This is a genomic window from Achromobacter sp., from assembly GCF_032102605.1.
GTDB lineage: Bacteria > Pseudomonadota > Gammaproteobacteria > Burkholderiales > Burkholderiaceae_B > Achromobacter.
In genome coordinates this window covers 808449-833384 of sequence record NZ_DAMDGT010000001.1, presented here as the reverse complement: position 1 = coordinate 833384, position 24936 = coordinate 808449, and the positions used below count along the sequence as shown (strand labels likewise).

The 24936-nt window shown below is 67.1% G+C and carries 23 protein-coding genes; 12 read left to right on the top strand and 11 right to left on the bottom strand.

Translation table 11 applies throughout. The features are described 5' to 3' along the window. Positions 1–3: 3 nt before the first annotated feature. Positions 4–891: a LysR family transcriptional regulator gene (locus tag RT614_RS03925; protein WP_313620415.1), complete on the bottom strand. Its 888-nt coding sequence runs from the start codon at positions 889–891 to the stop codon at positions 4–6. A gap of 97 nt (positions 892–988) precedes the next feature. On the opposite strand from RT614_RS03925, the gene RT614_RS03920 reads away from it, so the two are divergent. Then, positions 989–1738 (top strand): glucose 1-dehydrogenase, encoded by a 750-nt coding sequence (locus RT614_RS03920; protein ID WP_313620414.1) that lies wholly within the window; start codon positions 989–991, stop codon positions 1736–1738. A 13-nt stretch (positions 1739–1751) separates the two neighbouring features. On the opposite strand, the gene RT614_RS03915 is transcribed toward RT614_RS03920, so the two are convergent. Beyond that, on the bottom strand, positions 1752–2099 hold the full coding sequence (locus RT614_RS03915; protein WP_313620413.1) for a DUF2625 family protein: 348 nt from the start codon (positions 2097–2099) through the stop codon (positions 1752–1754). Between the two features lie 368 nt (positions 2100–2467). On the opposite strand from RT614_RS03915, the gene RT614_RS03910 reads away from it, so the two are divergent. Together RT614_RS03910 and RT614_RS03905 are read left to right on the top strand one after the other, a co-directional pair. After that, complete coding sequence (locus RT614_RS03910; protein ID WP_313620412.1) at positions 2468–3802, top strand: MFS transporter; 1335 nt, start codon at positions 2468–2470, stop codon at positions 3800–3802. Positions 3803–3945: 143 nt separating this feature from the next. Beyond that, a complete protein-coding gene (locus tag RT614_RS03905) occupies positions 3946–4713 on the top strand; it encodes an SDR family oxidoreductase (protein WP_313620411.1) in 768 nt (255 codons plus the stop codon). Positions 4714–4729: 16 nt separating this feature from the next. On the opposite strand, the gene RT614_RS03900 is transcribed toward RT614_RS03905, so the two are convergent. Together RT614_RS03900 and RT614_RS03895 are read right to left on the bottom strand one after the other, a co-directional pair. Continuing rightward, on the bottom strand, positions 4730–6643 hold the full coding sequence (locus tag RT614_RS03900) for a B12-binding domain-containing radical SAM protein (protein WP_313620410.1): 1914 nt from the start codon (positions 6641–6643) through the stop codon (positions 4730–4732). Positions 6644–6724: 81 nt separating this feature from the next. Then, positions 6725–7930, bottom strand: a complete 1206-nt coding sequence (locus tag RT614_RS03895) for an alpha/beta hydrolase family protein (protein WP_313620409.1) — start codon at positions 7928–7930, stop codon at positions 6725–6727. A gap of 256 nt (positions 7931–8186) precedes the next feature. Here RT614_RS03895 and RT614_RS03890 point away from each other — a divergent pair, with 256 nt between their 5' ends. The 5 genes from RT614_RS03890 to RT614_RS03870 are packed head-to-tail and all read left to right on the top strand — an operon-like array spanning position 8187 to position 13069. Then, entirely contained in the window at positions 8187–8840 is a 654-nt protein-coding gene (locus tag RT614_RS03890) for a hydrolase (RefSeq protein ID WP_313620408.1), read from the top strand. A gap of 13 nt (positions 8841–8853) precedes the next feature. Then, on the top strand, positions 8854–9153 hold the full coding sequence (locus RT614_RS03885; RefSeq protein ID WP_313620406.1) for a XapX domain-containing protein: 300 nt from the start codon (positions 8854–8856) through the stop codon (positions 9151–9153). Next, positions 9146–11053, top strand: coding sequence for an amidohydrolase (locus RT614_RS03880; protein ID WP_313620405.1), 1908 nt, complete (start codon positions 9146–9148; stop codon positions 11051–11053). The genes RT614_RS03885 and RT614_RS03880 overlap by 8 nt, the downstream gene beginning before the upstream one ends. Then, positions 11050–11460 (top strand): DoxX family protein, encoded by a 411-nt coding sequence (locus tag RT614_RS03875; protein WP_313620404.1) that lies wholly within the window; start codon positions 11050–11052, stop codon positions 11458–11460. The genes RT614_RS03880 and RT614_RS03875 overlap by 4 nt, the downstream gene beginning before the upstream one ends. Continuing rightward, positions 11447–13069 (top strand): MFS transporter, encoded by a 1623-nt coding sequence (locus RT614_RS03870; RefSeq protein ID WP_313620402.1) that lies wholly within the window; start codon positions 11447–11449, stop codon positions 13067–13069. Before RT614_RS03875 ends, RT614_RS03870 begins: the two co-directional genes overlap by 14 nt. Before the next feature lie 24 nt (positions 13070–13093). Here RT614_RS03870 and RT614_RS03865 read toward each other — a convergent pair whose 3' ends face one another. After that, positions 13094–14206, bottom strand: coding sequence for a cyclic nucleotide-binding domain-containing protein (locus RT614_RS03865; RefSeq protein ID WP_313620401.1), 1113 nt, complete (start codon positions 14204–14206; stop codon positions 13094–13096). A gap of 287 nt (positions 14207–14493) precedes the next feature. On the opposite strand from RT614_RS03865, the gene RT614_RS03860 reads away from it, so the two are divergent. Beyond that, positions 14494–15405 carry an AraC family transcriptional regulator gene (locus RT614_RS03860; RefSeq protein ID WP_313620400.1) on the top strand — a complete coding sequence of 304 codons (912 nt, stop codon included), beginning with the start codon at positions 14494–14496 and terminating at the stop codon, positions 15403–15405. Between the two features lie 14 nt (positions 15406–15419). On the opposite strand, the gene RT614_RS03855 is transcribed toward RT614_RS03860, so the two are convergent. Continuing rightward, complete coding sequence (locus RT614_RS03855; RefSeq protein WP_313620399.1) at positions 15420–16346, bottom strand: AraC family transcriptional regulator; 927 nt, start codon at positions 16344–16346, stop codon at positions 15420–15422. A 326-nt stretch (positions 16347–16672) separates the two neighbouring features. On the opposite strand from RT614_RS03855, the gene RT614_RS03850 reads away from it, so the two are divergent. Continuing rightward, on the top strand, positions 16673–18397 hold the full coding sequence (locus RT614_RS03850) for a sulfate permease (RefSeq protein WP_313620657.1): 1725 nt from the start codon (positions 16673–16675) through the stop codon (positions 18395–18397). A gap of 82 nt (positions 18398–18479) precedes the next feature. Here the strand turns inward: RT614_RS03850 and RT614_RS03845 are convergent, their stop codons facing one another. Genes RT614_RS03845 through RT614_RS03825 form a run of 5 tightly spaced genes read right to left on the bottom strand, consistent with a single transcriptional unit; the run spans position 18480 to position 23404 of the window. Continuing rightward, positions 18480–19664 carry a M20 aminoacylase family protein gene (locus RT614_RS03845; protein ID WP_313620398.1) on the bottom strand — a complete coding sequence of 395 codons (1185 nt, stop codon included), beginning with the start codon at positions 19662–19664 and terminating at the stop codon, positions 18480–18482. Next, complete coding sequence (locus RT614_RS03840; RefSeq protein ID WP_313620397.1) at positions 19664–20677, bottom strand: tripartite tricarboxylate transporter substrate binding protein; 1014 nt, start codon at positions 20675–20677, stop codon at positions 19664–19666. Before RT614_RS03840 ends, RT614_RS03845 begins: the two co-directional genes overlap by 1 nt. 17 nt (positions 20678–20694) lie before the next feature. Beyond that, positions 20695–21612 (bottom strand): polysaccharide deacetylase family protein, encoded by a 918-nt coding sequence (locus RT614_RS03835; RefSeq protein ID WP_313620395.1) that lies wholly within the window; start codon positions 21610–21612, stop codon positions 20695–20697. A gap of 26 nt (positions 21613–21638) precedes the next feature. Continuing rightward, positions 21639–22379 carry an SDR family oxidoreductase gene (locus tag RT614_RS03830; RefSeq protein WP_313620394.1) on the bottom strand — a complete coding sequence of 247 codons (741 nt, stop codon included), beginning with the start codon at positions 22377–22379 and terminating at the stop codon, positions 21639–21641. Further along, a complete protein-coding gene (locus RT614_RS03825; RefSeq protein ID WP_313620393.1) occupies positions 22376–23404 on the bottom strand; it encodes a 2-dehydropantoate 2-reductase in 1029 nt (342 codons plus the stop codon). The genes RT614_RS03830 and RT614_RS03825 overlap by 4 nt, the downstream gene beginning before the upstream one ends. A gap of 139 nt (positions 23405–23543) precedes the next feature. Between RT614_RS03825 and RT614_RS03820 the strand changes: the two genes are divergently transcribed. Continuing rightward, positions 23544–24461 carry a LysR family transcriptional regulator gene (locus tag RT614_RS03820; protein WP_313620391.1) on the top strand — a complete coding sequence of 306 codons (918 nt, stop codon included), beginning with the start codon at positions 23544–23546 and terminating at the stop codon, positions 24459–24461. After that, positions 24458–24916: a DUF1801 domain-containing protein gene (locus RT614_RS03815; RefSeq protein WP_313620390.1), complete on the top strand. Its 459-nt coding sequence runs from the start codon at positions 24458–24460 to the stop codon at positions 24914–24916. Before RT614_RS03820 ends, RT614_RS03815 begins: the two co-directional genes overlap by 4 nt. Positions 24917–24936: the final 20 nt, after the last annotated feature.

Here is a 24936-nt window from a genome sequence, read left to right as displayed (position 1 = left end):
CTGCTAACCCAGCGCCTTCAGCGCCTCCGCCAGGAAATCGATGAAGAGCCTTGCCCGGACCGGCGCCTGGCGGCCGAACGCGTGCAGCACGGAAACCGGCACTCGGGGCAATTCCGCGTCCGGCAGCAGCACGACAAGGCGTCCGGACGCGATATCCTCGCGCACGGCCAGCCGGAGGATCTGGATGATGCCCAATCCGCCCAGCGCCGCGGTCCGCAGCGCCGATCCGTCATCCGTGTCGAAGACGCCTGCGGGCTCCACGATCTGCCCCGAGGCAAAGGTGATGGGGAATGCGCGGCCCGCCAGCATGTATCTTGCATGGGCATGGCGCGACAGGTCTTCGATGCTGCGCGGCATGCCGTGCCGCTCCAGGTAGGCGGGCGACGCCACCAGAACCAGCGGAAGCTGCACCAGCTGTCGCACGTTCAGTTCCGAATCTGCGGCGCGGCCGGCGCGGATGGCCAGGTCGAAGCCCTCGCGGATCAGGTCGACGTGGCGGTCGGCGAGGCTCATTTCCAGCTTCAGCTCGGGGTGCGCCGGCATGAAGCGGCTCACGATGGGCTCCATCAACAGCCGACCCAGGTCGCCCGGCGCCGTGATGCGCAACCTGCCCTTCGCCGTGGCCTCGGGCTGCATGACCTCGCTGGCGTCGCCCAGCGCGCGCAGCAGCGGCGCGATGCGTTCGTAGTAGGCCGCGCCCTCGCGAGTTAGCGACAGCACGCGCGTGGACCGCTGGAACAGCCGGATCCCGAAGCGCTGTTCCAGGCGCGCGATCGCCTTGGATACGGCAGAGGGCGAGGATCCCAGGATCCGGCCGGCGGCGCTGAAGGAGCCGGCCTCGACCGTGGTGGCGAAGGCGATCAATGCCGATGCATGAGGCAGCACGTCCATCTTTGACATCCAGGAATAAGTGATTGGAACTTGCCCATCTATTTAACGCTAAACGGAATAGATAAAGTGGGTTTTCCTAATCGTTCCGGAGAACATCATGTCTTCACTATCGGGCAAAGTCGCCCTCGTCACGGGCGGCAACAGCGGGCTGGGCCTGGCCAGCGCCATCGCATTCGCGCAGGCGGGCGCGCAGGTCGTCATCGTGGGCAGGCGGCAGGACGCGGTCGACGCCGCCTTGCAGGCCGTCGGCCACGATGCCGTCGGCATCACGGGCGACGTGGCGGACCTGGACACGCACGACCGTGTCATCAGCGAGATCACCCAGCGCTTTGGGCGCCTGGATGTCTACATGGCCAATGCGGGCGTCGCCCTGCTGGAACCGTCCAGCCAGGTATCCGTCGAGCGCTACGACCGTCAATTTTCCACCAACGCGCGCGGCGTTTTCTTCGGCGTGACGAAGGCGCTGCCCATCATGAATGACGGCGGGTCGATCATCCTGGTCAGCTCCATCGCCAGCGCAAAGGTGCTGGAAGGCCATGCCGTCTACGCGGCCAGCAAGGCGGCGGTCGAAGCCTTCGCCCGAAGCTGGGCGTTGGAATTGAAGGGCCGGCGCATTCGCGTGAACGTGATCAGCCCGGGCCCCTTCGACACGCCGATACTGGAAAAGCTGGGGCTGGCGTCCGAGGCGCGGGCCGGCCTGGACGCGGCCATGGCCGCCGCCATTCCGCTTGCCCGCATGGGCCGGCCCAACGAACTGGCGAGCGCCGCGCTGTTCCTGGCCAGCGACGAAAGCAGCTTCGTCACGGGCGCCAACCTGGCTGTGGACGGGGGCATGGCGCTGACGTAACAGCCGGCCGGATCTACGCGGCGGTCGCGTTTCCTGCGGTCAGGGCATAGTGTTCCGCGACGTCCACCGCCTTGCGCGAGCTCGTCGCGGCCGATCCTTCCTGCGTCCACAGGAACGGATAGAACGAAAAACACTGATCCGGGCCCAACGCCCGCATGTCGGCGCGCCAATCCGGCCAACGCAGCGACGCGTAGAAGTCCTGTATCTGACCGCCCAGCATCGCCTGCAGGAAGGCCGAATAACCCAGGTCCAGCGGTTCCCATTCCAGGCTGTCCGGGGACCGGTAATACATCATGCCCGGGTCGTCGCCCAGCGCTCCGCCGTTCAGGGCGAAAAAGCCGCCCGCCGCGTCGTCCGCCACGGACCAGGGGCAAGGCTGGGTCGGTTTCGTTGATGAGTTCGGTCAAAGGTCGCATGGGGCGCGATGCTGAACGGTTCGCGCCGTTCTGGCAAGCCGCGGCGCTGGCATGCGGCGGGTCGATCAAGCCGCCTGAAGGGGACGGATCGAGCCAGCCCGAAGCGCCGCGGGGTCGCCCAGGGCGCCCGGAAAACGGCGCTACAATCCGCGCCGGATTCCCGCCGTCCGCCGCGCCCGCGCGCAGCCGGCCCGCGCCCAAGCGCATGGCATTGCCCCCAAGCCAGGCGAACCATGACGCATTCCCCCTCCCCCCATTGATCGTTTGTCCGGTCGCACCGGATGCTTTTGCTGTTCTGGAAATCGAGGATTTCATGTCTCGGCAGTTGTTGGGCCTGGTGCTCGGGCCCCTTCTTGGCTTGTTCGTTGTCTGCATCGGCAACGCTTTCATTTCTTCCCTTACGACTTTGCAGCTGGACGCGGCCGGAGAATCGGCCACCGTCATCGGCATCATTTCCTCGTCGTATTTCATCGGCCTGACGCTGGGCGCCATCTTCAATGACCGCCTGATCCTGCGCATCGGCCACATCCGCGCCTACAGCAGCTTCGCCTCGCTCATCGCCGTCACGGTGCTGCTGCAAGGCCTGATCTTCAGCCGCGAAGCGTGGTTCGTGCTGCGCCTGGTCAACGGCTGGGCCAGCGTCGGCGTCTTCCTGGTGGTTGAAAGCTGGCTGCTGCTGGCCGGCGACCCCAAGATGCGCGGGCGCCTGCTGGCGCTGTACATGATCGCCCTGTACGGCTCGGGCATGCTGGGCCAGGTCGAACTGGGCGCCATCACCCGGATGGGCGATATGGCCCCGTTCATGGTGGCCGGGCTGCTGGCGTCGCTTTCGGTGCTGCCCATGGTGATCATTCCGCGCGTGACGCCCCTGGTCGAGCGCGTGGAACCGCTGCTGCCGCACCATCTGGCGCGCATGACGCCCACCGGCGTGATGGGCTGCTTCGGATCCGGCGCGGCCATCGCGGCAATCTATACGTTGTTGCCGCTGTACCTGCAGCGCATCGGCCTGGACGTCGCGCAGGTGGGCAAAATGATGGGCGCCGTCATCCTGGGCGCCATGGTGCTGCAGTATCCGGTGGGACGCTGGTCCGACTTGCGCGACCGTCAGGTGGTGCTGATCGCGCTTGCCGTGTTCTGCGCGGTGCTCAGCCTGTTGATCCTGGCGCTGCCGCCCGGCTCGTCGCTGTTGATGCCACTGCTGTTCCTGCTGGGCGGCGGCGTGTTCGCCATCTATCCGGTGGCCGTCAGCCACGCCGCCGACCGCGCGCCGGCCGATGCGCTGGTGCGCATGATCCAGGGGCTCCTGCTGATCAATTCGCTGGGGTCCGCGCTGAGCCCCCTGGCGATTTCGTCGGTGATGGCGAAATTCGGCGCGGCCGGCCTCTTCTGGTGCTTCGCCCTGCTCAACCTGGGACTGGTGTCATTCTTCGTCTGGCGCCGCAACGAACGTCCGGCGCCCTCCCCCGTGGCGCCATTTGCCGCAGCCGCGCAGATGTCGCCAGCGGGCGTGGAGCTGCGCGTGACCGACGACCTGATCCAGGGCGCGCTGGATCACGAGATGACCGAGGACCTGACGAATGCGGTGCCGGGCGCCGAGGCGGCCGAACCGGTGCTGTCCGCCGCGCCCGAGGCCACGCCGGCGTCCTGACGAGCCGGGTCGTCGGTCCGAAAATCAACGGCGGCGACCCCCGGGCGGCGGGCATTGGTACCAGCGTGTATCAATCCCGCGCGCCGCATAGAGTGCGACACGAAAATGCGCGTGCGCGCATAACGGGTCCGGCGTGATGATGCATGCACCTTCTCAACCTGGTGCACATCATGCAAGACATCGCTACCCACGACTCTCCCGCCGCGCTCGTCTTCGGCGGATCCCGCGGCATCGGCGCCGCCATTGCCACAAGACTGGCGCAGGAAGGCCACGCAGTGGCCTTGACCTACGCCAACCGCGCGGACAGCGCGAACGAGGTTGTCGCTTCGATCGAAGCGGCCGGCGGACGCGCGCTGGCCATCGAAGCCGACAGCGCCGACCCAAGCGCCATCACGCGCGCCGTCGACACGGCAGTGCAGCGATTCGGCCTTCTGAGCGTGGCGGTCGTCAACGCAGGCATCTACCGGGCCAACCCGCTGGGCGCAGTCGCGCTGGAGGAACTGGACCAGATGCTGGCGGTAAACGTGCGCGGCGTGTTCCTGGCAGTCCAGGCCGCCGCCGCCAACATGCGCGACGGCGGGCGGATCATCACCATCGGCAGCAACACGGCCATCAGGACGGGCTCGCCGGGCAGCAGCGTGTACGCCATGACCAAGGCGGCGGTCGCCACGCTGGTCAGCGGCGCAGCCCTGGACCTGGCCCCGCGCGGCATCACCATCAACAACATTCAACCTGGCCCCATACAGACCGACCTGACGGCGGAGTGGACGGAGCATCTCATCCCCCGGATTCCGCTTGGGCGCATGGGCCAGTCCCGCGAAATCGCCGGCCTTGCGGCCTTTCTTGCGGGCGCCGACGCCGGCTACATCACCGGCGCCAGCCTGACCGCGGATGGCGGCTTCGTGCTGTAGCGCGACGCGAAGAAGATCAGCCGCGCGCGCTGAGCGCGCGCGCAATCCGGTTTCGCGACACCGTCGTGCGCGGCACTTTGAACGGGAACCAGGTTCGCACGTCCTCATCCAGGCCGATGCCGTGCATGAAGTTGTAGATGGCCTTCTTCAGCCCGCGGCCCAGCGCATCGTGATCCACGCCCGTGGGGTCATGGAAGCCCACGTCGTTCTTGGCGAACGTGACATCGGGCAACGGCTTCAGCGTAATGCCGTATTCGTCCGGGTTCTGCCCCACCGGCGAATGCACCGTACAGGCGAAGCGGTGAAAGAATCCGCTCTGGATGCAGTCGTTCTCGAAAAGCTGGCGCACGTATTCCAGCGCATCCACGGTGTCCTGCACCGTCTGCGTCGGAAAGCCGTACATCAGGTAGGCATGCACCAGCACGCCCGCGTCCGTAAAAGCGCGGGTCACGCGGGCCACCTGGTCGATCGACACGCCCTTCTTCATCAGGTTCAGCAGCCGGTCCGACGCGACTTCCAGTCCGCCCGACACCGCGATGCAGCCGCTGTCGGCCAGCAATTCGCACAATTCGGGGCTGAAGGTCTTTTCGAAGCGGATGTTGCCCCACCACGAAATGCCGGCGTTGCGCTCGATCAGTTCGGTGGCAAGCGCCTTCAGCGCCTTGGGCGGCGCGGCCTCGTCGACGAAGTGGAAACCCGTCTGGCCGGTCTCGCGCACGATGGACTCGATGCGGTCCGCCAGCACCTCTGCCGACGCGCCTTCGTAGCGGCCGATGTAGTCCAGCCCCACGTCGCAGAAACTGCACTTTTTCCAGTAGCAGCCATGCGCCACGGTCAGCTTGTTCCAGCGGCCGTCGCTCCAGAGCCGGTTCATGGGATTCAGCATGTCCAGCAGCGACAGATAGCGATCCAGCGGCAGGCCGTCCCACGTCGGCGTGCCAACTTCCGCAAACGCCACGTCGGGCTCGACCAGATTGATGTAGCGCACCTGCCCGGTTTCGCCGTCGCGCACGAAGGTGCGCACCAGACGCTGACGCGAGCGCTTGCCCTGCACGTGCTCCAACAGGGCCAGCAAGGGACGCTCGCCGGCGTCCAGCGAGACATAGTCGAAATAATCGAACACGCGCGGGTCTTTCAGTTCGCGCAGTTCGGTATTGACGAAGCCGCCGCCCAGCACCGTGACGATGGAGGGGTCATGCGCCTTGATGGCCTGGGCGATCCGGAAGGCCGCGTACACCGCGCCGGGAAACGGCACCGACAGCAGCACCATCGTCGGCGTGTGCCGCGCCAGCGCTTCCATCGTCAAATCGTGCAGGGTCTCGTCCACCAGATTTAGCGGCGCCGCCAGGGCCTGCGCCAGCGGATCGAAGGTGGGCTGGCTGCCCGCCAGCGACTCGGCGTAGCGCACGAATTCAAATCGAGGGTCGATCGCGTCGCGCAGCACGTCGGCCAGGTCGTTCAGATACAGCGTGGCCAGATGCTTGGCCCGATCCTGCAGGCCCAGCGCGCCGAACGCCCAGCCCAGCGGATCGCCGCCGTCCTCGTCCATATAGACGTCCAGCGAACTGAATCGCGGGCCTTCCGGCAGGAAATTGCGCCCGACGATCCGGTGCGCCAGCGTGGAATCGCGGCCTTGCAGGAATGCGATCACCGGCCCGATCGTGGCCAGATACCGCGGCTGCATCGCCACGAAGGCTTGGATGGCGGGGGTGTGCTTTTCAAGCGGCAGCGCGTCCACCCGCTGCGCCACGGCCTGCAGGCCGTCGGCGGACAACAGGCGCAGCACCAGGGCCAGCGCCAGGTCCTCCTGAAAGGACGGTACCTGGCGCGAACGCAGGAAGCCCGTGAGGTAGGCGGTGGACGGATAAGGGGTGTTCAGCTGCGTCATCGGCGGAATGACCGACAGCACGCGCAAAGGCAAGGTGGACATGAGGCACGGCAAGGCTGCCGTCAAAAAAAGCGGGGATCGCCGCAATTATAGGCAGCGCGGCGCGCAGGCCCCTGTCGCGGTCTACAGCACCCCATCCAGCCAGTCCAACACCCGGCGGTTCAACAGCGACCGGTTGGCCGATTCGCAATGGTCCCCCGCCCCTTCCGCCGCGGAAAAGCGCAGCAGCGCCTTGGGGCAGCGCAGCCGGTCGAAGAACTGCTGGGTGCCGGCCGCCAGCGGGTCGTTCTCGGCCAGCGTCATCAGCGTGGGGCAGGCAATCGCGTCCGCCCGGCCGTCCATCGTGAAGAGTTCGATCGCGCGCAGGTAGTCGCGCAGATTGTCGACCCCATGCACCCAGAAGCCGCGCTGCACGATTTTCCACGTGAACGCGGGGCTGGACAGCAGGAACTGCGAGAAGCGTTCCAGCACGGGCGGCTCCAGTTCGCCCAGATTGGCCGCTGCCTCGGGCGTCGCGCCCAGCTTTATTGCCAGGGGACGGAACAGCCCCGCCATGCTCCATTGGCCAGGGTCGGCGATGCAGGCCGCAAGGCGATGTTCGCCCGACGCGGCCCGGGGCGCCAGGTGGCCGCCCAGGCTCCAGCCGCTTAGTGCAATGCGGGCCGGATCAACCGTGGGTAGCTGGACGGCATGGTCGACGACGGCACCGACCACGGTCTCCCAGTCAGGACGCAGGGTCACGCCTTGCTCGTACAGCATGCCGCCCTGGCCCGGACCATCGAAGATCAGCGCGTGATAGCCCCGCCGGGAGGCGGCCACGGCGCTGGCGAAATACATGTCCGTCACGGTGGCGTCATAGCCGTTGGTAAAGATGATGAGCGGCCGCACCTCGAACTCGCGCCCTTCGGCGGGAATCAGGTAGGCAGGCATGGTTGCGCCCTGGAAGGGAATGCGCAGCGGCTCGATGGGCAACGCCGACAACGCCAGGCCCCGGTCGAACGCCGCCATCTGCTTGCGGAAAGCGGCCACCAGGCGCGGATCCGTCGGGACGCCATAGAGCGGGCGATAGGCCGTGGCATAGAACGCGCTTGCCCGAAGAAAGCCTTCGCGCGCGCTGGTTCGCAGGCCGAGTCGCTGCGCGTCTTCGGCTTGCCCGGCAATCCGGTCGCCAGCGGCCAGCCAGGCCTGCAGGAACGCCGCATCGTCCCCGTCCCCCACTTCCCGGCCCACCGCCAAAATTTCGCCCAGATCGGCCCCGCCATAGGGCATGTAGGCGACCGGCCGCGTGCCGAAGTCATCGTGCAGTTCGTGTTGAAAGGCCAGGCCCATGGCGGTTCTCCGCGGCTACCGGTTTGCGCTACGCGAAAGGGGAACCGCGCATGGCAGTTTCTCCCCGGACATGGCAGCCTAACCGAGCGGCGGAACGCTGGCGATACCGTCTATCCCTGATTCCCGGTCATCGCACCCAAGGCTCGCTGGCAGCGCAATCACAATCTTCAAACCGGCGGACTATCGTTCAATACGGCCCTTCTGCCGGCTGGCACATTGCCGGGGTCCCTCACCACGGCATCCGAAGGAGCCATCCATGCCTATTACCGCGACCCCCACCCCCGGCGCCAAGCTGCTGTCGCCCAAAGACCACACGCTCATCATGATCGACTTCCAGTCGCAGATGGCGTTCGCCACCCATTCCATCGACGCCGTCACGCTGCGCAACAACGCCGCGCTGGTCGCCCACGCCGCCGCCGGCTTCGGCGCGTCCACCATCCTGACCACCGTTGCCGAAAAGAGCTTCTCCGGCCCGATGTTCGAGGAAGTCACCTCGCCCTTCCCCGGCCAGGCGCTGCTGGACCGCACGTCCATGAACACCTGGGAAGACGCCGCCGTCATCAAGCAGGTCAATGAGATCGGCAAGAAGCGCATCGTGCTGGCCGGCCTGTGGACCAGCGTGTGCATCGTCGGCCCGGCCCTGTCGGCGCTGGATCAGGGCTTTGAAGTCTATGTGATCACCGACGCTTGCGGCGACGTGTCGGCGGAAGCCCACAACCGCGCTGTCGAGCGTATCGTGCAAGCTGGCGGCCAGCCGATCACGGCACTGCAGTACCTGCTGGAAATGCAGCGCGACTGGGCCCGCACGGACACCTATGACATGACCACCGGCATCGCCAAGAAGTTCGGCGGCGCCTACGGCCTTGGCATCGTCTACGCCAAGACCATGTTCAACGCCCACGAAGGCTGATCGGAGCACGCCGATGAAGGTCTACCTGGTTTCGCTTGGACTCGGCCTGCTGGTCGGAGTCATCTATGCGCTCTTTAACGTGCGGTCGCCGGCGCCCCCGGTGATCGCCCTGGTAGGCCTGCTCGGCATCCTGGCGGGGGAACAGATTCCCCCGCTGGTCAAGCGCCTGCTCGCGGACGACGCCACGCGCACGTCCTGGATCCATGAGCAGGTCAAACCCCATATGTTCGGCGAACTGCCCAGCTGCCCCAAGCCGGCCGCCGACCCCGCCCGCCAACCCGCCGATGCATGTGGAGACAAGCGCAATGGCTGACACCCTGGACACCGCGCGCCCTGGCGCCCCCGACCTCATCCTGCACCAGGGCCGCTTCACGACCCTGGACCCCGCCAACCCCACCGCCGACGCCGTCGCCATCAAGGACGGCCGCTTCACGCGCGTGGGCACCGCCGCCGACATCCTGCCGCTGGCCGCCCCCGCCACCCGCGTGATCGCGCTGAACGGACGCGGCGTGCTGCCGGGCCTGATCGACAACCACCTGCACATCATCCGCGGCGGGTTGAACTACAACATGGAACTGCGCTGGGACGGCGTGACGAGCCTGGCCGACGCCATGGCCATGCTGCGCCGCCAGGTCGCGATCACCCCGGCTCCGCAGTGGGTGCGCGTGGTGGGCGGCTTCACCGAGCACCAGTTCGCGGAAAAGCGCCTGCCCACGATTGAAGAGCTGAACGCGGCCGCCCCGGATACGCCTGTCTTCATCCTGCACCTCTACGACCGCGCCCTGCTCAACGCCGCGGCGCTGCGCGCCGTGGGCTACGACAAGAACACGCCGGCGCCTCCCGGAGGCGAGATCGTGCTCGATTCGGCCGGGAACCCGACCGGCCTGCTGCTGGCCAAGCCCAACGCGTCCATCCTGTACGCCACGCTGGCCAAGGGTCCCAAGCTGCCGTTCGAATACCAGGTCAATTCCACGCGCCACTTCATGCGCGAACTGAACCGCCTGGGCGTCACGGGCGCCATCGACGCCGGCGGCGGATTCCAGAATTATCCCGAGGACTACCAAGTCATCCAGCAGCTGGCCGACGCCGACCAGCTGACGATCCGCCTGGCCTACAACCTGTTCACGCAAAAGCCGAAGCAGGAAAAGGAAGACTTCCTGAACTGGACATCCACGTCCCAATACAAGCAAGGCACCGACTACTTCCGCCACAACGGCGCGGGTGAAATGCTGGTGTTCTCGGCCGCCGACTTCGAAGACTTCCGCCAGCCGCGCCCCGAGATGGGCCCGGAAATGGAAGGCGAGCTCGAAGAGATCGTGCGCATCCTGGCGCAGAACCGCTGGCCCTGGCGCATGCACGCCACCTATGACGAAACGATCTCGCGTTCGCTGGACGTGTTCGAACGCGTCAACAAGGACGTGCCGCTGGCCGGGCTGAACTGGTTCTTCGACCACGCCGAGACGATTTCGGAACGCTCCATCGACCGCATCGCCGCGCTGGGCGGCGGCGTGGCCGTGCAGCACCGCATGGCGTACCAGGGCGAGTATTTCGTCGAACGCTACGGCGCGGGCGCCGCCGAGGCCACCCCGCCCGTCAAGCGCATGCTGGAAAAAGGCGTGAACGTATCGGCAGGCACGGACGCCACCCGCGTGGCGTCCTACAACCCGTGGGTGTCCTTGTCCTGGCTCATCACGGGCAAGACCGTGGGCGGACTGCGCATCACGCCGCAGCGCAACTGCCTGGACCGCGATGCCGCGCTGCGCATGTGGACCGAGAACGTCACCTGGTTTTCCAACGAACAGGGCAAGAAGGGCCGCATTGCCGCGGGCCAGCTTGCCGACCTGGTCGTCCCCGACCGCGACTTCTTCGCGTGCCCGGAATCGGACATCGCCGACACCTCCAGCCTGCTTACCGTCGTTGGCGGCAAGGTGGTCTGGGGCGCGGGCGAATTCGCGTCGCACGACGAGGCCGCGCCGCCGCCCGCCATGCCTGACTGGTCCCCCACGCGCCTCTTTGGCGGTTATGGCGCCTGGGGCGACAGCGAGGGCAAGCCCCTGCAGGCCACGCTGCGCGAGGCCGCCGCGGCCTGCGCCTGCGCCAATGACTGCAACGTGCACGGCCACCAGCACGCCGGCGCCTGGGCCAGCAAACTTCCCGTGTCGGACCTGAAAGGGTTCTGGGGCGCGCTGGGCTGCGCGTGCTGGGCGGTATGACGGCGCGCCGGCTGTTGACGTCGCCGGCCGTGCGCTGGCTTGCCCTGCTGGCGCTTTGCGGCGCTTACATACAGGGCGGGCTGGTCAAGCTGCTGGACTTCGACGGCGCGCAGGCCGAGATGACGCATTTCGGCCTGCAGCCCGCCGCGCTGGCGGCCGCAGCGGTCATCCTTCTTGAACTCGGGGCAAGCGCGCTGGTCCTGTCGGGCAGGCTGCGCTGGCTGGGCGCCCTGGCGCTGGCCGTCTTCACCGCCGCGGCGGCGCTGATGGCCAACCGCTACTGGGAATCGCCCCCCGATGCGCGTTTCATGAATATGAACGCCTTTTACGAGCATTTCGGGCTGGCCGGGGCATGGGTCCTGGTCGCCTGGCACGATCTTACGGAGCGCCCGCATGGCCGGAGCTGACCGCAGTACCCCACCGCCCGCCGCCGTCGGCGGCATGGCCCCGCTCAAGCACACGTTGTTCGCGGTGCTGTGGGGCGCCACCATTCTGGGCAACATCGGCAGCTTCATGCGCGACGTCGCCAGCGCCTGGCTGGTCACCGACCTGTCGTCCAACCCGGCCGCCGTCGCCATGATGCAGACGGCCGCCACCCTGCCCGTCTTCCTGCTGGCCATCCCGGCGGGCGTGCTGTCCGACATCCTGGACCGCCGCCGCTTCCTCATCATCATCCAGGTGCTGTTGGGCTGCGTCAGCCTGACGCTGCTGCTGATGGCCAAGACCAACACGCTGACCGTCGAATACCTGATCGCGCTGACCTTCGTGGGCGGCGTAGGCGCGGCGCTGATGGGCCCGACCTGGCAGGCCATCGTGCCTGAACTGGTGCCCAAGCCGGAACTGAAGGCCGCTGTGGGGCTGAATTCCCTGGGCATCAACATTGCCCGGGCGCTGGGGCCGGCCGTTGGCGGCCTGTTGCTGGCGGCGTTCGGCGCCGCCGCGGCGTATGGCGCCGACGTGCTCAGCTACGTGTTCGTGATCGCCGCACTGGTGTGGTGGAAGCGCCCCAAGAAGACGGACGACGGCCTGCCCGAACAATTCTTCGGCGCCTTCCGCGCCGGCGTGCGCTACGCCCGCGCCAGCCGCGAGCTGCACGTGGTGCTGCTGCGCGCGGCGGTGTTCTTCATTTTCGCCAGCTCGGTCTGGGCGCTGCTGCCGCTGGTGGCGCGCAAGATGCTGGGCGGCACCGCCGGCTTCTACGGCCTGCTGCTGGGCGCCGTGGGCGTCGGCGCCATCCTGGGCGCGCTCGTGCTGCCCAAGTTGCGCCAGAAGCTCGACGCCGACGGCCTGGTGCTCGCCGCCGCGGGCGCCGCAGCGGTCGTGATGGCGGCGCTGTCGTTCGCGCCGCCCCAATGGGCCGCGGTGCTGCTGCTGTTGCTGCTTGGCATGGGCTGGATCGTCGCGCTGACCACGTTCAACGGCGTGGCCCAGGCCATCCTGCCCAATTGGGTGCGCGGCCGCGGGCTGGCGATTTACCTGATGGTGTTTAACGGCGCGATGGCGGCGGGCAGCCTGGGCTGGGGCCTCCTGGCGCAGCAGATCGGCGTGCCTGCGACGCTGCTGGCGGGCGCGGTCGGCCTGCTGGTCGCTGGCGTCGTGTTGCACCGCTTGCGCCTGCCGAAGGGCGAGGCCAACCTTGATCCGTCGAACCACTGGCCCGAGCCGCTGCTGGATACGCCGCTGGAGCATGATCGCGGTCCGGTCATGGTGCAGATCGAATACCGCATCCGCGTCCAGGACCGCCCTGCTTTCCTGCAGGCGCTGAAGGCCGTGGCCGAGGAACGCCGGCGCGATGGCGCCTACGCCTGGGGCATCGCGGAACACACCGGCGATCCCGAGCGGGTGCAGGAGTGGTTCCTGGTGGAGTCGTGGGCAGAACACCTGCGCCAGCACCACCGCGTGTCGCAGGCCGACGCGGATCTGCAAGGCGAAGCGCAGCGCTATCACGTGGGGCCGGACAAGCCCGTCGTGCATCACTTCCTGGCGCTGGACACGCGCAATACCGGGTCTCGTTAGCCGCGGCCCTTCAAGTCGGGGCGCTCAGTGCGCCGAAGCGTCCAGGAAGCGGTGCACCACGCGCACCGCGGCCGCGCCCTCGGCGATGCTGGCCAGCACGTGCTTGACCGAGCCGGCGCGCGCCGCCCCGACGGCGAAGACGCCCGGCTGCGAACTTTCATAGGCGCGGGCCTGCATCGACCCCGCCGCGGCGCGGCCCGTGTGGATGTAGCCCTGATCGTCCGTGTCCAGCCAGCCATCCAGCCACGCGGTGTTGGCTTCAAGGGCCGGTTGACCGGCCTTCCCTTCCTGCATGCCCGTCGCCACGATGAGGCTGCGCGCCTCGATCATGCGGCCGTCGTCCAGCCACACCCGGTACGGATAGCAGCCGCCGTCGAACCGGCTGACGGTACGCAAAGGCAGGAAATGCGCGCCGAAGCGACTGCTCTGGTCCTCGGCGCGGCGCAACAGCGGGCCGTCGCACAAGCCAGTGATGGTGCCCGGAAACCCCTTCAACGCGCTCATGCCGGACGCATCCCCACAGGACAGCGAACCGCCCACCAGCAGCGTCTGCAATCCCTCGGACGCAGCATAAGCGGCGGCGGCCAGTCCCGCAGGGCCACCGCCGATGACCGCCAGGTCCATCACCGGATCTTCCTGGCCCGCGCGGGCGGCGGAACGCAGGATGGCGCCGCCGTAGGGCCGCTGGCGCAGGTAGCCGATGCGGCGCAGGATGAACGCGCGCAGGATGATTTCCGCCAGCGGCCGTTCGGCCAGCAGCAGCGCTTCAAGCGCCGCGCGGCTCAGACGCAACAGGCGACTTGGGGAATCGGCGCGCACCGTCACTGCGTTCGGCCGGTCGGTAAACAGGTCCAGGCTGCCCGTAAACTCGCCGTCACGATGCACGAGCAAACTGTGCATGGCGCCGTCGCCTTCGCATTCGAGGACTTCGACATAGCCCTGCAGCAGGATGTAGAAGGCGGCCTCGGCATCGCCGCTGTTGAGCAGCACGCTGCCCGGCTCGGCCGAAATCTCTTCGCCATACGGCGCGGCTCGGTCGATCATGGCGCGGCCCAGCATCGGGAACGCCTGCGCATGCAGGGCGGCCAGATTGGCCGGCGAACTAGCCGGCGCGGGGCCGGCGGCAAGACGGTTCATGTAGACACTCCCGGATCATCCGAGGATTGCGGCAGGATATGGCACAAGGTAGCGCGGCCCGCGCGGGCAAGTCTTGCCCACTTGCATCCTGCTTTGTATGAAAGAGTAATGATCGCACTGTTATTCAACCGGCATCCTGTAGCCTCTTTTTTCGGCCCGCAGTGCGCTTTTGTGCAAAACAGCGCACTTGCGTCCAAGCCTTCGGGCGTGCGCATGCCTAGGATGACGCCGTCTTGCAACCGGCGTTTTGCGCAAACGTAAGCCCACCGAGATACTGCCGCCCGACCATGCCTGCCCTGCTTGACGCGCCATCCAGCCTTCGCAACGCCTACCCCGGCGCGGCGATCCAGGCTATCCGGACCAGTCCCGGCTGCAGCGCGGCGCTTGAGATCGCTCGGGTGGGCTATGCGCAGCCCGGCTTCGGCACGGCGCGCTCGCAGGCAGACGGCGACGGCTTCCTGCTCAGCGTCTCGCTCAACCGCGCGCAGCGCATCCTGTACTACGCGGACGAACCCCGGCCGATGCCGCTGGCGCCGGGCGTGATCACCATCCGGCGCGCGGACGAGCCTTATCGCGCCGAACTGAATTCACCGTTCGATTTCCTGTACTTCCGGGTCGCCCCCGAATCGCTGCACCGCGTGTCCGAAGATCTGGGCGTCTCGAATGTCCGGACACTCTCCTGCCCACCAGGACAGTCCGACCCCGTCCTGGCCCAGTTGGGCAACGCGCTGTTGCCGGCGCTGGCCGACCCGGCGCGCGCCGATCCCCTCTTCGTGGATCAACTGGCGCTGGCCGCTCAGGTCCACATGATCCATGCCTACGGCGGCGTCGCCGCGGATTCACAAGCTACCCCGACGGCCGCGCGCGGCGGGCTGGCCGTGTGGCAGGAAGAAATGGCCAAGGACATGCTGACGGCCGACCTCCTGGCCGACGTGTCGATCTCGGACGTCGCCCAGGGCTGCGGCCTGTCGCGCAGCTATTTCATCAAGGCATTCCGCCAGACCATGGGCACCACACCGCACCGCTGGCTGCTGGAATGTCGCGTCGAAAGGGCCAAGCTGCTGTTGCTGACGTCGGATTGCCCGGTGTCGGACATCGCGCGCGACTGCGGGTTTTCGGACCAGGCCCATCTGACCCGAGTCTTCGCCAGCGTGGTCGGCGCGCCTCCGGCCGCCTGGCGCCGGCAGAACCGCAACTGATTCCCGCGCCGCCTTCAGGCGCCGTTTTCCCTGCGCCACGCGCCCGGGGATACGCCCACCACGCTGGTGAACACCCGCGTCATGTGCGCCTGATCGGCAAAACCACACAACAGCGCGACGTCGGTGATGGAACGGGCCGGCGACCGCAATAGTTCCTGGGCCTTCTGCACGCGCTGCTCCAGCAGCCAGCGATGAGGCGTCGTGCCCACCGTCTGACGAAAAGCCTTGATGAAATAGCTGCGCGACAGACTGCAGGCCTCGGCGATGTCCGCGATTGAAGCCTCTTCGCGCAGTGTCGCCAGCAGCATGTCCTTGGCCCGCGCCTCGAGCTTGCGCGACAGGACGCGCGCTCCGCCCGTGTCGGCCCATCCAGTGGTGGCGCCGGCGCCGTAGTGTCCCAGAAGGTGCGTGCCGATGGCCAGGCTCAGGTGGTCCACGAACAGACTGCTGCTCGCCGCGGGATCCGCCACCACACCCGCGAGCACCTGCGACAGGTGGGCCAGCACGGGATCCCCCTGCCCGGCGCGCGGCAACAGGCTGCTGATCCGCGCGCCGCCCTTCTCGTCGTTCACGCGCTCGATGAAGGCGCGCGACAGCTCCATCAACACGAAATCGAATCCACCTTGCAGATCGGCCCGATAGTCGTCGGTGAAATCACGGATGTAGATCGAGCCCGTGTCGAAATCGTGGGTCGAGGCGTGGTTGCCCTGCATGATCCGGCGACGATGCCCGCCACGCATGGCGACGCCGACCAGAAAGCCGCGCTCGGATGCCGGCGTCTCCACATTGCCGAAGCGCTCGTTGTCCGTGCTCTTGCGATAGAACGTCAGCCCGCCCCCGTGAAACTCCTGATTCAGTACCAGCTTGCTGGCGGAGCAGCCCAGCGTGTCATTCGACGGCGTGGGCAGGGATTCGGAAATCAGAAGCGGTTGGGCGGGCATGGGCATTGTCCAAAACGGGGCGAACGCGTTTCGGGCTCGAAGATAGCAGCCTGTGTTGCTTTGCAACAAGCAACAATTCGCAAAAGTCACGTCCGCCGAGGTTTGCGAAGGACGCAACCACGGCAGGTCGTCGCGTCGCGCATTTCAGCGCCGGCGCCCTCGCCACCATCCCTGGCGAAGCTGATATGCTTTTCGCCAGGAAAAGCGCCGGGTTCATGCACGCCATCTTATGGGCCAGCCTGCCGGCCAAATCGGCGTTCCGCTTTCCGAGTAGCGCGTGGTCCATCCAGTCCCGCGAACAGAACGAACGTGCATACCGGGATTCCATGGCCACCACGCTGCCCCGCCCTGCTCAGAATCGTGCTTCGTCTTGGCTGCGCTGGCTGCCCGGGCTGGCGATGCTGAAGTCCTACCAGGCCGCTTGGTTGCCCAAGGATATTGCCGCCGGCCTGGTGCTGACGACCATGCTGGTGCCGGTGGGCATCGCCTACGCCGAGGCCTCGGGCGTGCCCGGCGTCTATGGCCTGTACGCCACCATCATCCCCTTGCTGGCCTATGCGCTGTTCGGCCCCAGCCGGATCCTCGTGCTGGGACCGGACTCCGCCCTGGCCGCGCCCATCCTCGCGGTCGTGCTCAGCGTGTCCAACGGCGATCCCATGCGGGCGGTCGCCGCAGCCAGCATGATGGCCGTCGTGGCCGGCGTGTTCTGCATCGTGATGGGCCTGCTGCGGCTGGGCTTCATCACGGAACTGCTGTCCAAGCCCATCCGCTACGGCTACATGAACGGCATCGCGCTGACCGTGCTGGTCAGCCAGCTGCCCAAGCTCTTCGCCATTTCCATCGACGACGCCGGCCCTCTGCGCGAAATGCTGCAGCTGGGACGGGCCGTGATGGACGGCCAGATGCATTGGTACAGCTTCATGGTGGGCGCGGGCAGCCTGGTGGTGATCCTGCTGCTCAAGCGCTATGACCGCGTGCCCGGCATCCTGATCGCAGTGGTCCTGGCCACTGCGGCGGTCCACCTGTTCCGGCTCGACGAGCAAGGCGTCAGCGTGCTGGGCGAAATTCCGCAGGGACTGCCGTCGCTGGCCTGGCCGTGGCTCAGCAACGCGGACCTGGTCAAGATCCTGCTGGGCGGCTGCGCCGTCGCGTTGATTGCGTTTGCGGACACCAGCGTGCTGTCGCGGACCTACGCCGCGCGCACCAACACGCGCGTCGACCCCAATCAGGAAATGGTGGGCCTGGGCGTGGCGAACCTGGCGGCTGGCTTCTTCCAGGGTTTTCCGATCAGCAGCAGCGCGTCGCGCACGCCGGTGGCCGAAGCCGCCGGGTCGCGCACCCAACTGACGGGCGTCGTCGGCGCGCTGGCGGTGGCCGCGCTGCTGGTGGCGGCGCCGAACCTCCTGCGCTACCTGCCCAACAGCGCACTGGCGGCGGTGGTGATCGCCGCAGCCATCGGCCTCTTTGAATTCAAGGACTTGCGCCGCATCTACCGCATCCAGCAATGGGAATTCTGGCTATCGATGCTGTGCTTCGCGGCCGTCGCGGTGTTCGGCGCCATTCCCGGCATCTGCCTGGCGGTGGTCATCGCCGTCATCGAGTTCCTGTGGGACGGATGGCGGCCGCACTTTGCGGTGCTGGGCCGCGTACCCAACCTGCGCGGCTACCACGACCTGAAGCGCTACCCGCAGGCCGCGCTGATCGACGGGCTGGTGCTGTTCCGCTGGGACGCGCCGCTGTTTTTCGCCAATGCCGAACTCTTCCAGCAACGGCTGACAGAGGCCGTGCAGGCTTCGCCCACGCCCGTGCGGCGCGTGGTGGTGGCGGCGGAACCCGTCACCAGCGTCGACGTCACCTCGGCGGACATGCTGCGCGAACTGTGCCAGAACCTGGCGCGCGAAGGCATCGCGCTGCACTTCGCCGAAATGAAAGACCCCGTGCGCGACAAGCTCAAGCGCTTCGAGCTGTCGCAGCTGTTCAGCGATGACCAGTTCCATCCCACGGTGGGCAGCGCGGTGGATGATTATCTGGGAAGGCCGGACGCCGAATGAGCCGCTTCCCAGGTGCGCTGCGCGTAGGCAGCTGTTTCCCGAGTCAAAACCGCGCGGCCAACGTCCCGCAGGGCCGCGCGCTTCAGGCGTCGCGCAGATAGGTCTCCGCCAGCCGGCTCCAGAACGCCGCCCCCACGCACAGGTTGTCGTCGTTGAAGTCGTAGTTGGCATTGTGCAGGGCGCGCCCTCCGTCCGCGGGCCCGTTTCCGATCCGAACCAGCGCGCCCGGGACGGCCTGCTGCATGTAGGCGAAGTCCTCGCTGCCCATCAGCGCCGGCATGTCCCCCACCACGTGTTCCTGGCCGACCAGTTCCCGAGCCACTTCCAGCGCCAGCAAGGTAGGCGCCTCGGCGTTGTCCACGACCGGATAGCCTTCCACGTAGTCGATCTGCACGCTGGCCTCGTGGCTGTCGGCGGTGGACCGGCAAACCTGAACGATGCGCTCGCGCAGCCGCGCACGCACCTGCGGACTGAACGAACGCACCGAAATGCCGATCTCCGCCTCGCCGGGGATCACGTTCAGTGCGTCGCCGGCCCGCAGCCTGCCCACGGACACCACGGCGGCTTGCGAAGGGTCGATGTTGCGCGACACGACCGTCTGCAGCGCCATCACGATGGCTGCCGCCGCCACCACGGGATCCGTCGCAAGATGCGGCCGGGCGGCATGTCCGCCGTTGCCGATGACCTTCACGAACACCCGGTCGCCCGCCGCCATGAACGGCCCGGTGCGCGTAAGGAACTGGCCCACGGGCGCGCCCGGGTGGTTGTGCATGGCCAGCACCATGTCGCAGTGAAAGCTTTTGAAGAGTCCTTCCTGCACCATGCGCTTGGCGCCGCTGTCGAAGCCGCGTTCTTCCGCGGGCTGGAAGATCAGGTGCAGCACGCCCGAGAAGTTGCGCGTGCGCGCCAGATGGCGCGCGGCGCCCAGCAGCATGGCCATGTGGCCGTCGTGCCCACACGCGTGCATGCGGCCTTCGGCCTGGCTGGCGTAGGGCAGCCCGGTCGTCTCGGCAATGGGCAGCGCGTCCATATCGGCGCGCAGCCCCAGCCGCCGGGAACCGGATCCGGCGCGCAACGTCGCCACCAGCCCCGTGCCGGCCAGTCCCGTGGTCACGTCGTAGCCCCACTCCGACAGCAGCTCCGCCAGACGCGCCGACGTGTCGTGTTCCTGGAAAGCCAGCTCCGGCCGCTGGTGCAGCCCCCGGCGCAACGCCGTCAGTTCGGCCTTCAAGTCTTCCAGGTCGGCAACCGTGGTGCGCGCCGTCATCACGCGATCCCGGTGGCGCCGACCAGTTTGACCAGGGCGCCCCATTTTTCGTATTCGCGCTTGAAGAACGCGTCGAGCTCGGCCTGGGACATGGGCGCATACGGCGGCACGCCTTCGTTCTCAAGCCGCGAACGGATTGCGGGATCCTCCATCGTGCCTTGCACGGCCTCGCGAAGCTTCGCGACGATATCGGCGGGCACGCCGCTGGGCAGGCAGAACGCGTTCCAGGTCACGATGTCGTAGTCCGTTTCCAGGACCTCGCCAACCGTCGGGATCTCTGGCGCGGCCTTGAGCCGTTCCGTTCCCGACACGGCAAGCGCCACCAGCCGCCCCGCCTTGACCTGCGGTCCCAGCACCGACCACGCGTCGAAGGCGAACGTGAGCTGACCGCCGGTCAGGTCGGTCAGCACTTGCGGCCCTTGCTTGTACGGCACGTGCAGCAGTTTGGGCACGCCCATCTTCTGCGCCAGGACGTGGCACGCAATATGGCTGGACGTGCCGTTGCCGTTGGACCCGTAGCTGGCCTTGTCCGGATTGGCCTTGACGTAGGCCATCAGCTCTTTAAGGGACTTGATCCCGGAGCTTGCGGACACCACCAGCACGACCGGCACCTGGATGGTCACGGCCAGCGGCTCGAACGCCTTCACGGGATCAAAAGGCAGGTTCGCGTAGATGTGCGGATTGATCGCGTAGGTGCTGGCCGTGCTGTAGAGCACGGTGTAGCCGTCGGGCTTGGCCCGCGCCACGGAGGCCGCGCCGATGTTGCCGCCCGCGCCGGCCTTGTTCTCGACCACGATATTGGCATCCAGCCGCTTCGCCAGGCCGGTGCCGATCATGCGCGCCACGATGTCGGTGTTGCCGCCGGGTGCGAACGGCACCACGACGGAAACGGGTTTGTCCGGATAGCCCGGCGCGGCCTGCGCGCTGCGCCACGGCAATGCGCCAGCGCCCGCCAGGGACAGCAGCGGCAATCCGGCCAGATGTGCGCACAAGGCGCGACGTTTTTCGTTCATGATTTCCCCTTGTTGGTTTATTTGGCGGCTTCCGGCGCAAACCGGCCCACGTGCGCGCTGACCTCGTAGCGGCCGGCGGTGGCCGACGCGCGGTGATAGTCGCGCAGTTCCATCGGCGTCGCCCACCAGACGCCTTCCGCGTTGGCGATATGGGCGAAGAACTTGTCCAGCAGCCGCAGGCGCTGCGCCCGGCCCGAGATCCAGTCATGGACCGTGATCATGCAAAGGCCACCCCATTCCCGCACGCCCTCGAATTCTTCGATCCAGCTCTCGAGCACGGCGTTCGGATTGGCCGGATGCGTCTTGTCGCGCGGGCCGTTGGTGTACCGGAAATACAGCGCGTCGTCGATGGTCCAGGTCACGGGAACCTGCACCAGGCCGTCGATCGAATACGGGTGGTCGAACCCCATCAGCGAGCTGTCGTAGGCCACGCCCGCGCGTTGCAGCGATGCCAGGCTGGCGGGCGAATGCTCGAACGACGGCGCGCGGTAGCCGCGGCATGCCTTGCCTGTCTGCTTTTCGAAGACCTCGATGCTGCGGCCCAGGTAATCGTCCAGCGTGGCATCGTCCAGCGTGTCCAGGCGCTCGTGGAAATAGCCGTGATAGCCGACCTCGTGCCCCGCCTTCAGCAGCAGGGGCAGCAGATCGGGATAGGTCGCGGCCACCACGCCGGGCACGTAGAACGCGCCCTTGATGCCCCACTTGTCCAGCAGCGCCAGGATTCGCGCCACGCCCTGGCGCGGGCCATACCTGCGCTGTTCCAGTTCGCCCAGCGCGAGCGGCTGCTTGTCGCGCGCCGTCCAGAAATACGGCGACTCGGCGTCCAGGTCCAGCGTGAACGCCACCGCGCAGCGCTTGCCTTCGGGCCACGCATACGACGGAAACGAAATCCGGCTGTCTTCATGCATCGTGATTGCGCGCATGGAGGTATCCATCAGTTTTCTCCTTGATATTGCTTTGTTCAGATCGGGGCGCGCCGATTGATGCCGCCCCCGCCGTCCACCGACAGCACCTGGCCCGTGGTGAACGACGCTGCGTCGCTGGCAAGAAACAACACGGCCCGCGCCAGTTCGTCCGGCTGGATCATGCGTCCCAGCGGAATGGCGGCCGCGATGCTGTCCAGATGCGCCTGCGGCAGCGCGGCGCTGTTCTCGCCCTGCGCCAGGCCCGGGCGGACTGCGTTCACGCGGATGCCGTGCGGGGCAAGCCTGACCGCCAGAATGCGCGTCATCTGCTCCAGCGCCGCCTTCGACGGCCCGTAGATCGCGCCATTGAAGCGGGCCACCTCGGCCGACGCGGAACTCACGTTGACCACCGCGCCGCGAATGCCCGCCGCGATCCAGCGCCGGGCCAGCGCCTGCGTCAATTGCAGCGGGCCCATCAGGTTCACGTCCAGAATGGCGCGGCACAGGTCCGGCGGCGCGTCCAGGATGTCCATGAACGGAAAGATCGCCGCGTTGTTCACCAGCACACGGGGCAACGACGCGTCGTCCCACCCGGAGACCAGGCGTTCGATCGCGGCGCCGTCGGTCACGTCCAACGCGACATAGCCTTCCGACTTGTCCTGCCCGGGCGCGCCGGCGCGGTCCGCACCGGTCACCGCCGCGCCCGCCTGCGTGAAGGCTTGAACCAGTTCGCGGCCGAAGTGCCCGTTGCTGCCCGTCACCAGCACGTGCTGATCCGAAAACGCGGCCGGGTTCATGCCGCGGACTCCATCAGCGCATCCAGGTTGGCGTTGCCGAAATCGCGCCGCCCCGCCTCCATCTCCCGGATCATCGCGATCAGGCGCGCCACCGTCGGCGTCTCGATGCCGGCGGCCTGCCCATGGGCCACGATGTCCGTGATCTGCGGATCCACTTCGGTCGGGCGCTTGCGCACCGCCAGGTCGCGCCACACGCCAGTGCGGGGCTTGCCCACCCAACGCCGGCAGTGATCGGTGATCTGCTGCATCTGCGCCCAGGCGTCTTCCCTGCTGGCCGACGCGGTGAACGCATCCGGGGCAAAGCCGTCGAACGGCGCCGGATCGACGCCGCTGGCGCGGGCCACCGTCACGACCTCGCGGCAGAGCGCGCGCCACAGCGGCAGGTAATGCTGGTTGCCAAGCTGCTCCACGATCGTGTCGTTCGACATCGCGGTGGTGAACAGCAGCGAACCGATGGCCACCTTGCTCCACTTGTAGCCCATCAGGCGGTCCGTCCAACTGGACTGCGGATCCACATGCCGCAGCAGCGTCTCGACCTGGCGCGAACGGGCCGTGTCTGCCCCATCGATCTCGCCCACCCGCAGGCTGCCCTGGCCGCCAAACTGGATGCGCCCGGGCCCCACGTAATCCGACGCGAAATTCACCAGCGCGCCCAGCGTGCGTTCCTGTCCCACCACGCTGGCGATCGTCGCCTCGGTCAGCCCGTTCTGCAGGGCCAGCACCCAGCCGTCCGTACTCAGGCGCGGCGCGATCGACGCCATGGCCGGACGGGTGTGCTGCCCCTTGACCGACAGCATGATCCTGGAAAACGTCCCCTGCACGTCGGCGGCCAGGCAGGCTTTCATGGGCGAAAACGTGCTTGCGCCATCCGGCCCGATGATCTCCAGCCCCTTCGCGCGCACCGCCTCCACGTGTTCGGGCACCACGTCCACCAGCAGCACATCCTGGCCGGCGTCCGCCAGCTTTGCCGCCACCACGCCGCCAATGGCGCCGCCGCCCCACACCACAATCGGATCCTGACTCACTGCCTATCACTCCCTTGTTACCGGCGCACGTTCAACGAACGCCTTGGGAGAAATTCTGAAAGCAGCGGACATATAATTCAATTTCGAAATTTGCTCGAATACTTGCGCAACACGCATGTATTTTCAAGGGACACACGGCATGAATACCCGCGCCTACGAAGCCCTGCACGCCTTCGTCGAGGGTGGCAGCGTCGCCCAGGCCGCGCTGCGCCTGCACCGCACCCAACCCCAGGTCAGCCGCCTGCTGGCCCAGCTTGAAGAAGAAGCGGGCTTTGAAATCCTGCGCAAGACCGGCCGCCGGCTGGAACTGACCGACGACGGGCACGAGTTCTACAAGCGCGTGTACGGCCTGCTGCGCGCGCAGGACGCCGTGACCGACTACGCCGAAGACATGCGCCAAGGACGGCGCGATCGCGTGCGCGTGCTGGCCGCCAACCACATCATCGACGGCCTGGCCATCGAAGCCCTGGGCCGCTGCCGCCTGAAGACGCCGGGCTTCACCGCCGCGCTGAACGCGCGCATGCCCGCCGAACTGCAATGGTGGCTGGCCCAGCAGCAGTTCGACCTGGCGCTGGTCCAGCTTCCGCTCGAGCATCCCGCCATCGAAACCGAACTGCTGTGCCAAAGCGAGATCGTCGCGGTCATGCACCCCGAACATCGTTACGCCAGCCGCAAGCAGATAGGCCCCGAAGACCTGCAGGACGAGCCCTACATCAGCCTGGGCCGCCGCAGCATCCTTGAACAGCGCTGTTTGGCCGCCTTTGAAGCCACCAATGCCGCCGCGCACAGCGAACTGGAGGTCTCCTTCAGCACCATGGCCATCCAGCTTGCGGCCATGGACTGCGGCATTGCGCTGGCCGATCCGATGGCTACACTGGCCCAGCGGCACCTGGACATCGCCGTCCGGAAATTCCGCCCCGCCATCAAACTGCATTACGGCCTGGTGTTTCCCAAGGGCAAACGCCGCAGCCCCGCTACCGAACAGCTCGTCGAAGAACTCCGCCTGGTGGCAGAGGCCAAGCTCACGGATCTTCAGGAACTACTGGACAAGCCATGACCGAACCGAAGCCCAAGACCGCCGCCGCGGGCAAAGCAACGTCCTCCAAGCCTGGCGACGCCGTCCTGCTCTCCGGCGGCAATCCCCAAATCGCCAAGGGCGACGGCAACGAGCCCGTCCAGGCCTACATCGCCGCCATGCCCGGCTGGAAATCCCCTATCGGCCAACGCATCGACGCTCTCGTCGAAACCGCCGTTCCCGACGTCGCCAAAGCCGTCAAATGGAACTCCCCCTTCTACGGGCTCGACGGCGAAGGCTGGTTTCTCAGCGTCCACTGCTTCAACAAGTACGTCAAAGTCACCTTCTTCCAGGGCGCGTCCCTTCAGCCGCCGCCCCAGGGCAAATCCAAATATCCGCAGGTTCGCTACCTGGACATCCATGAAGGCGAGTTCGACGAAGCTCAATTCCTCGACTGGGTCCGGCAAGCCAGCAAGCTGCCGGGCGAGCGGCTATAAGGAATCTGGACTCAACTTAC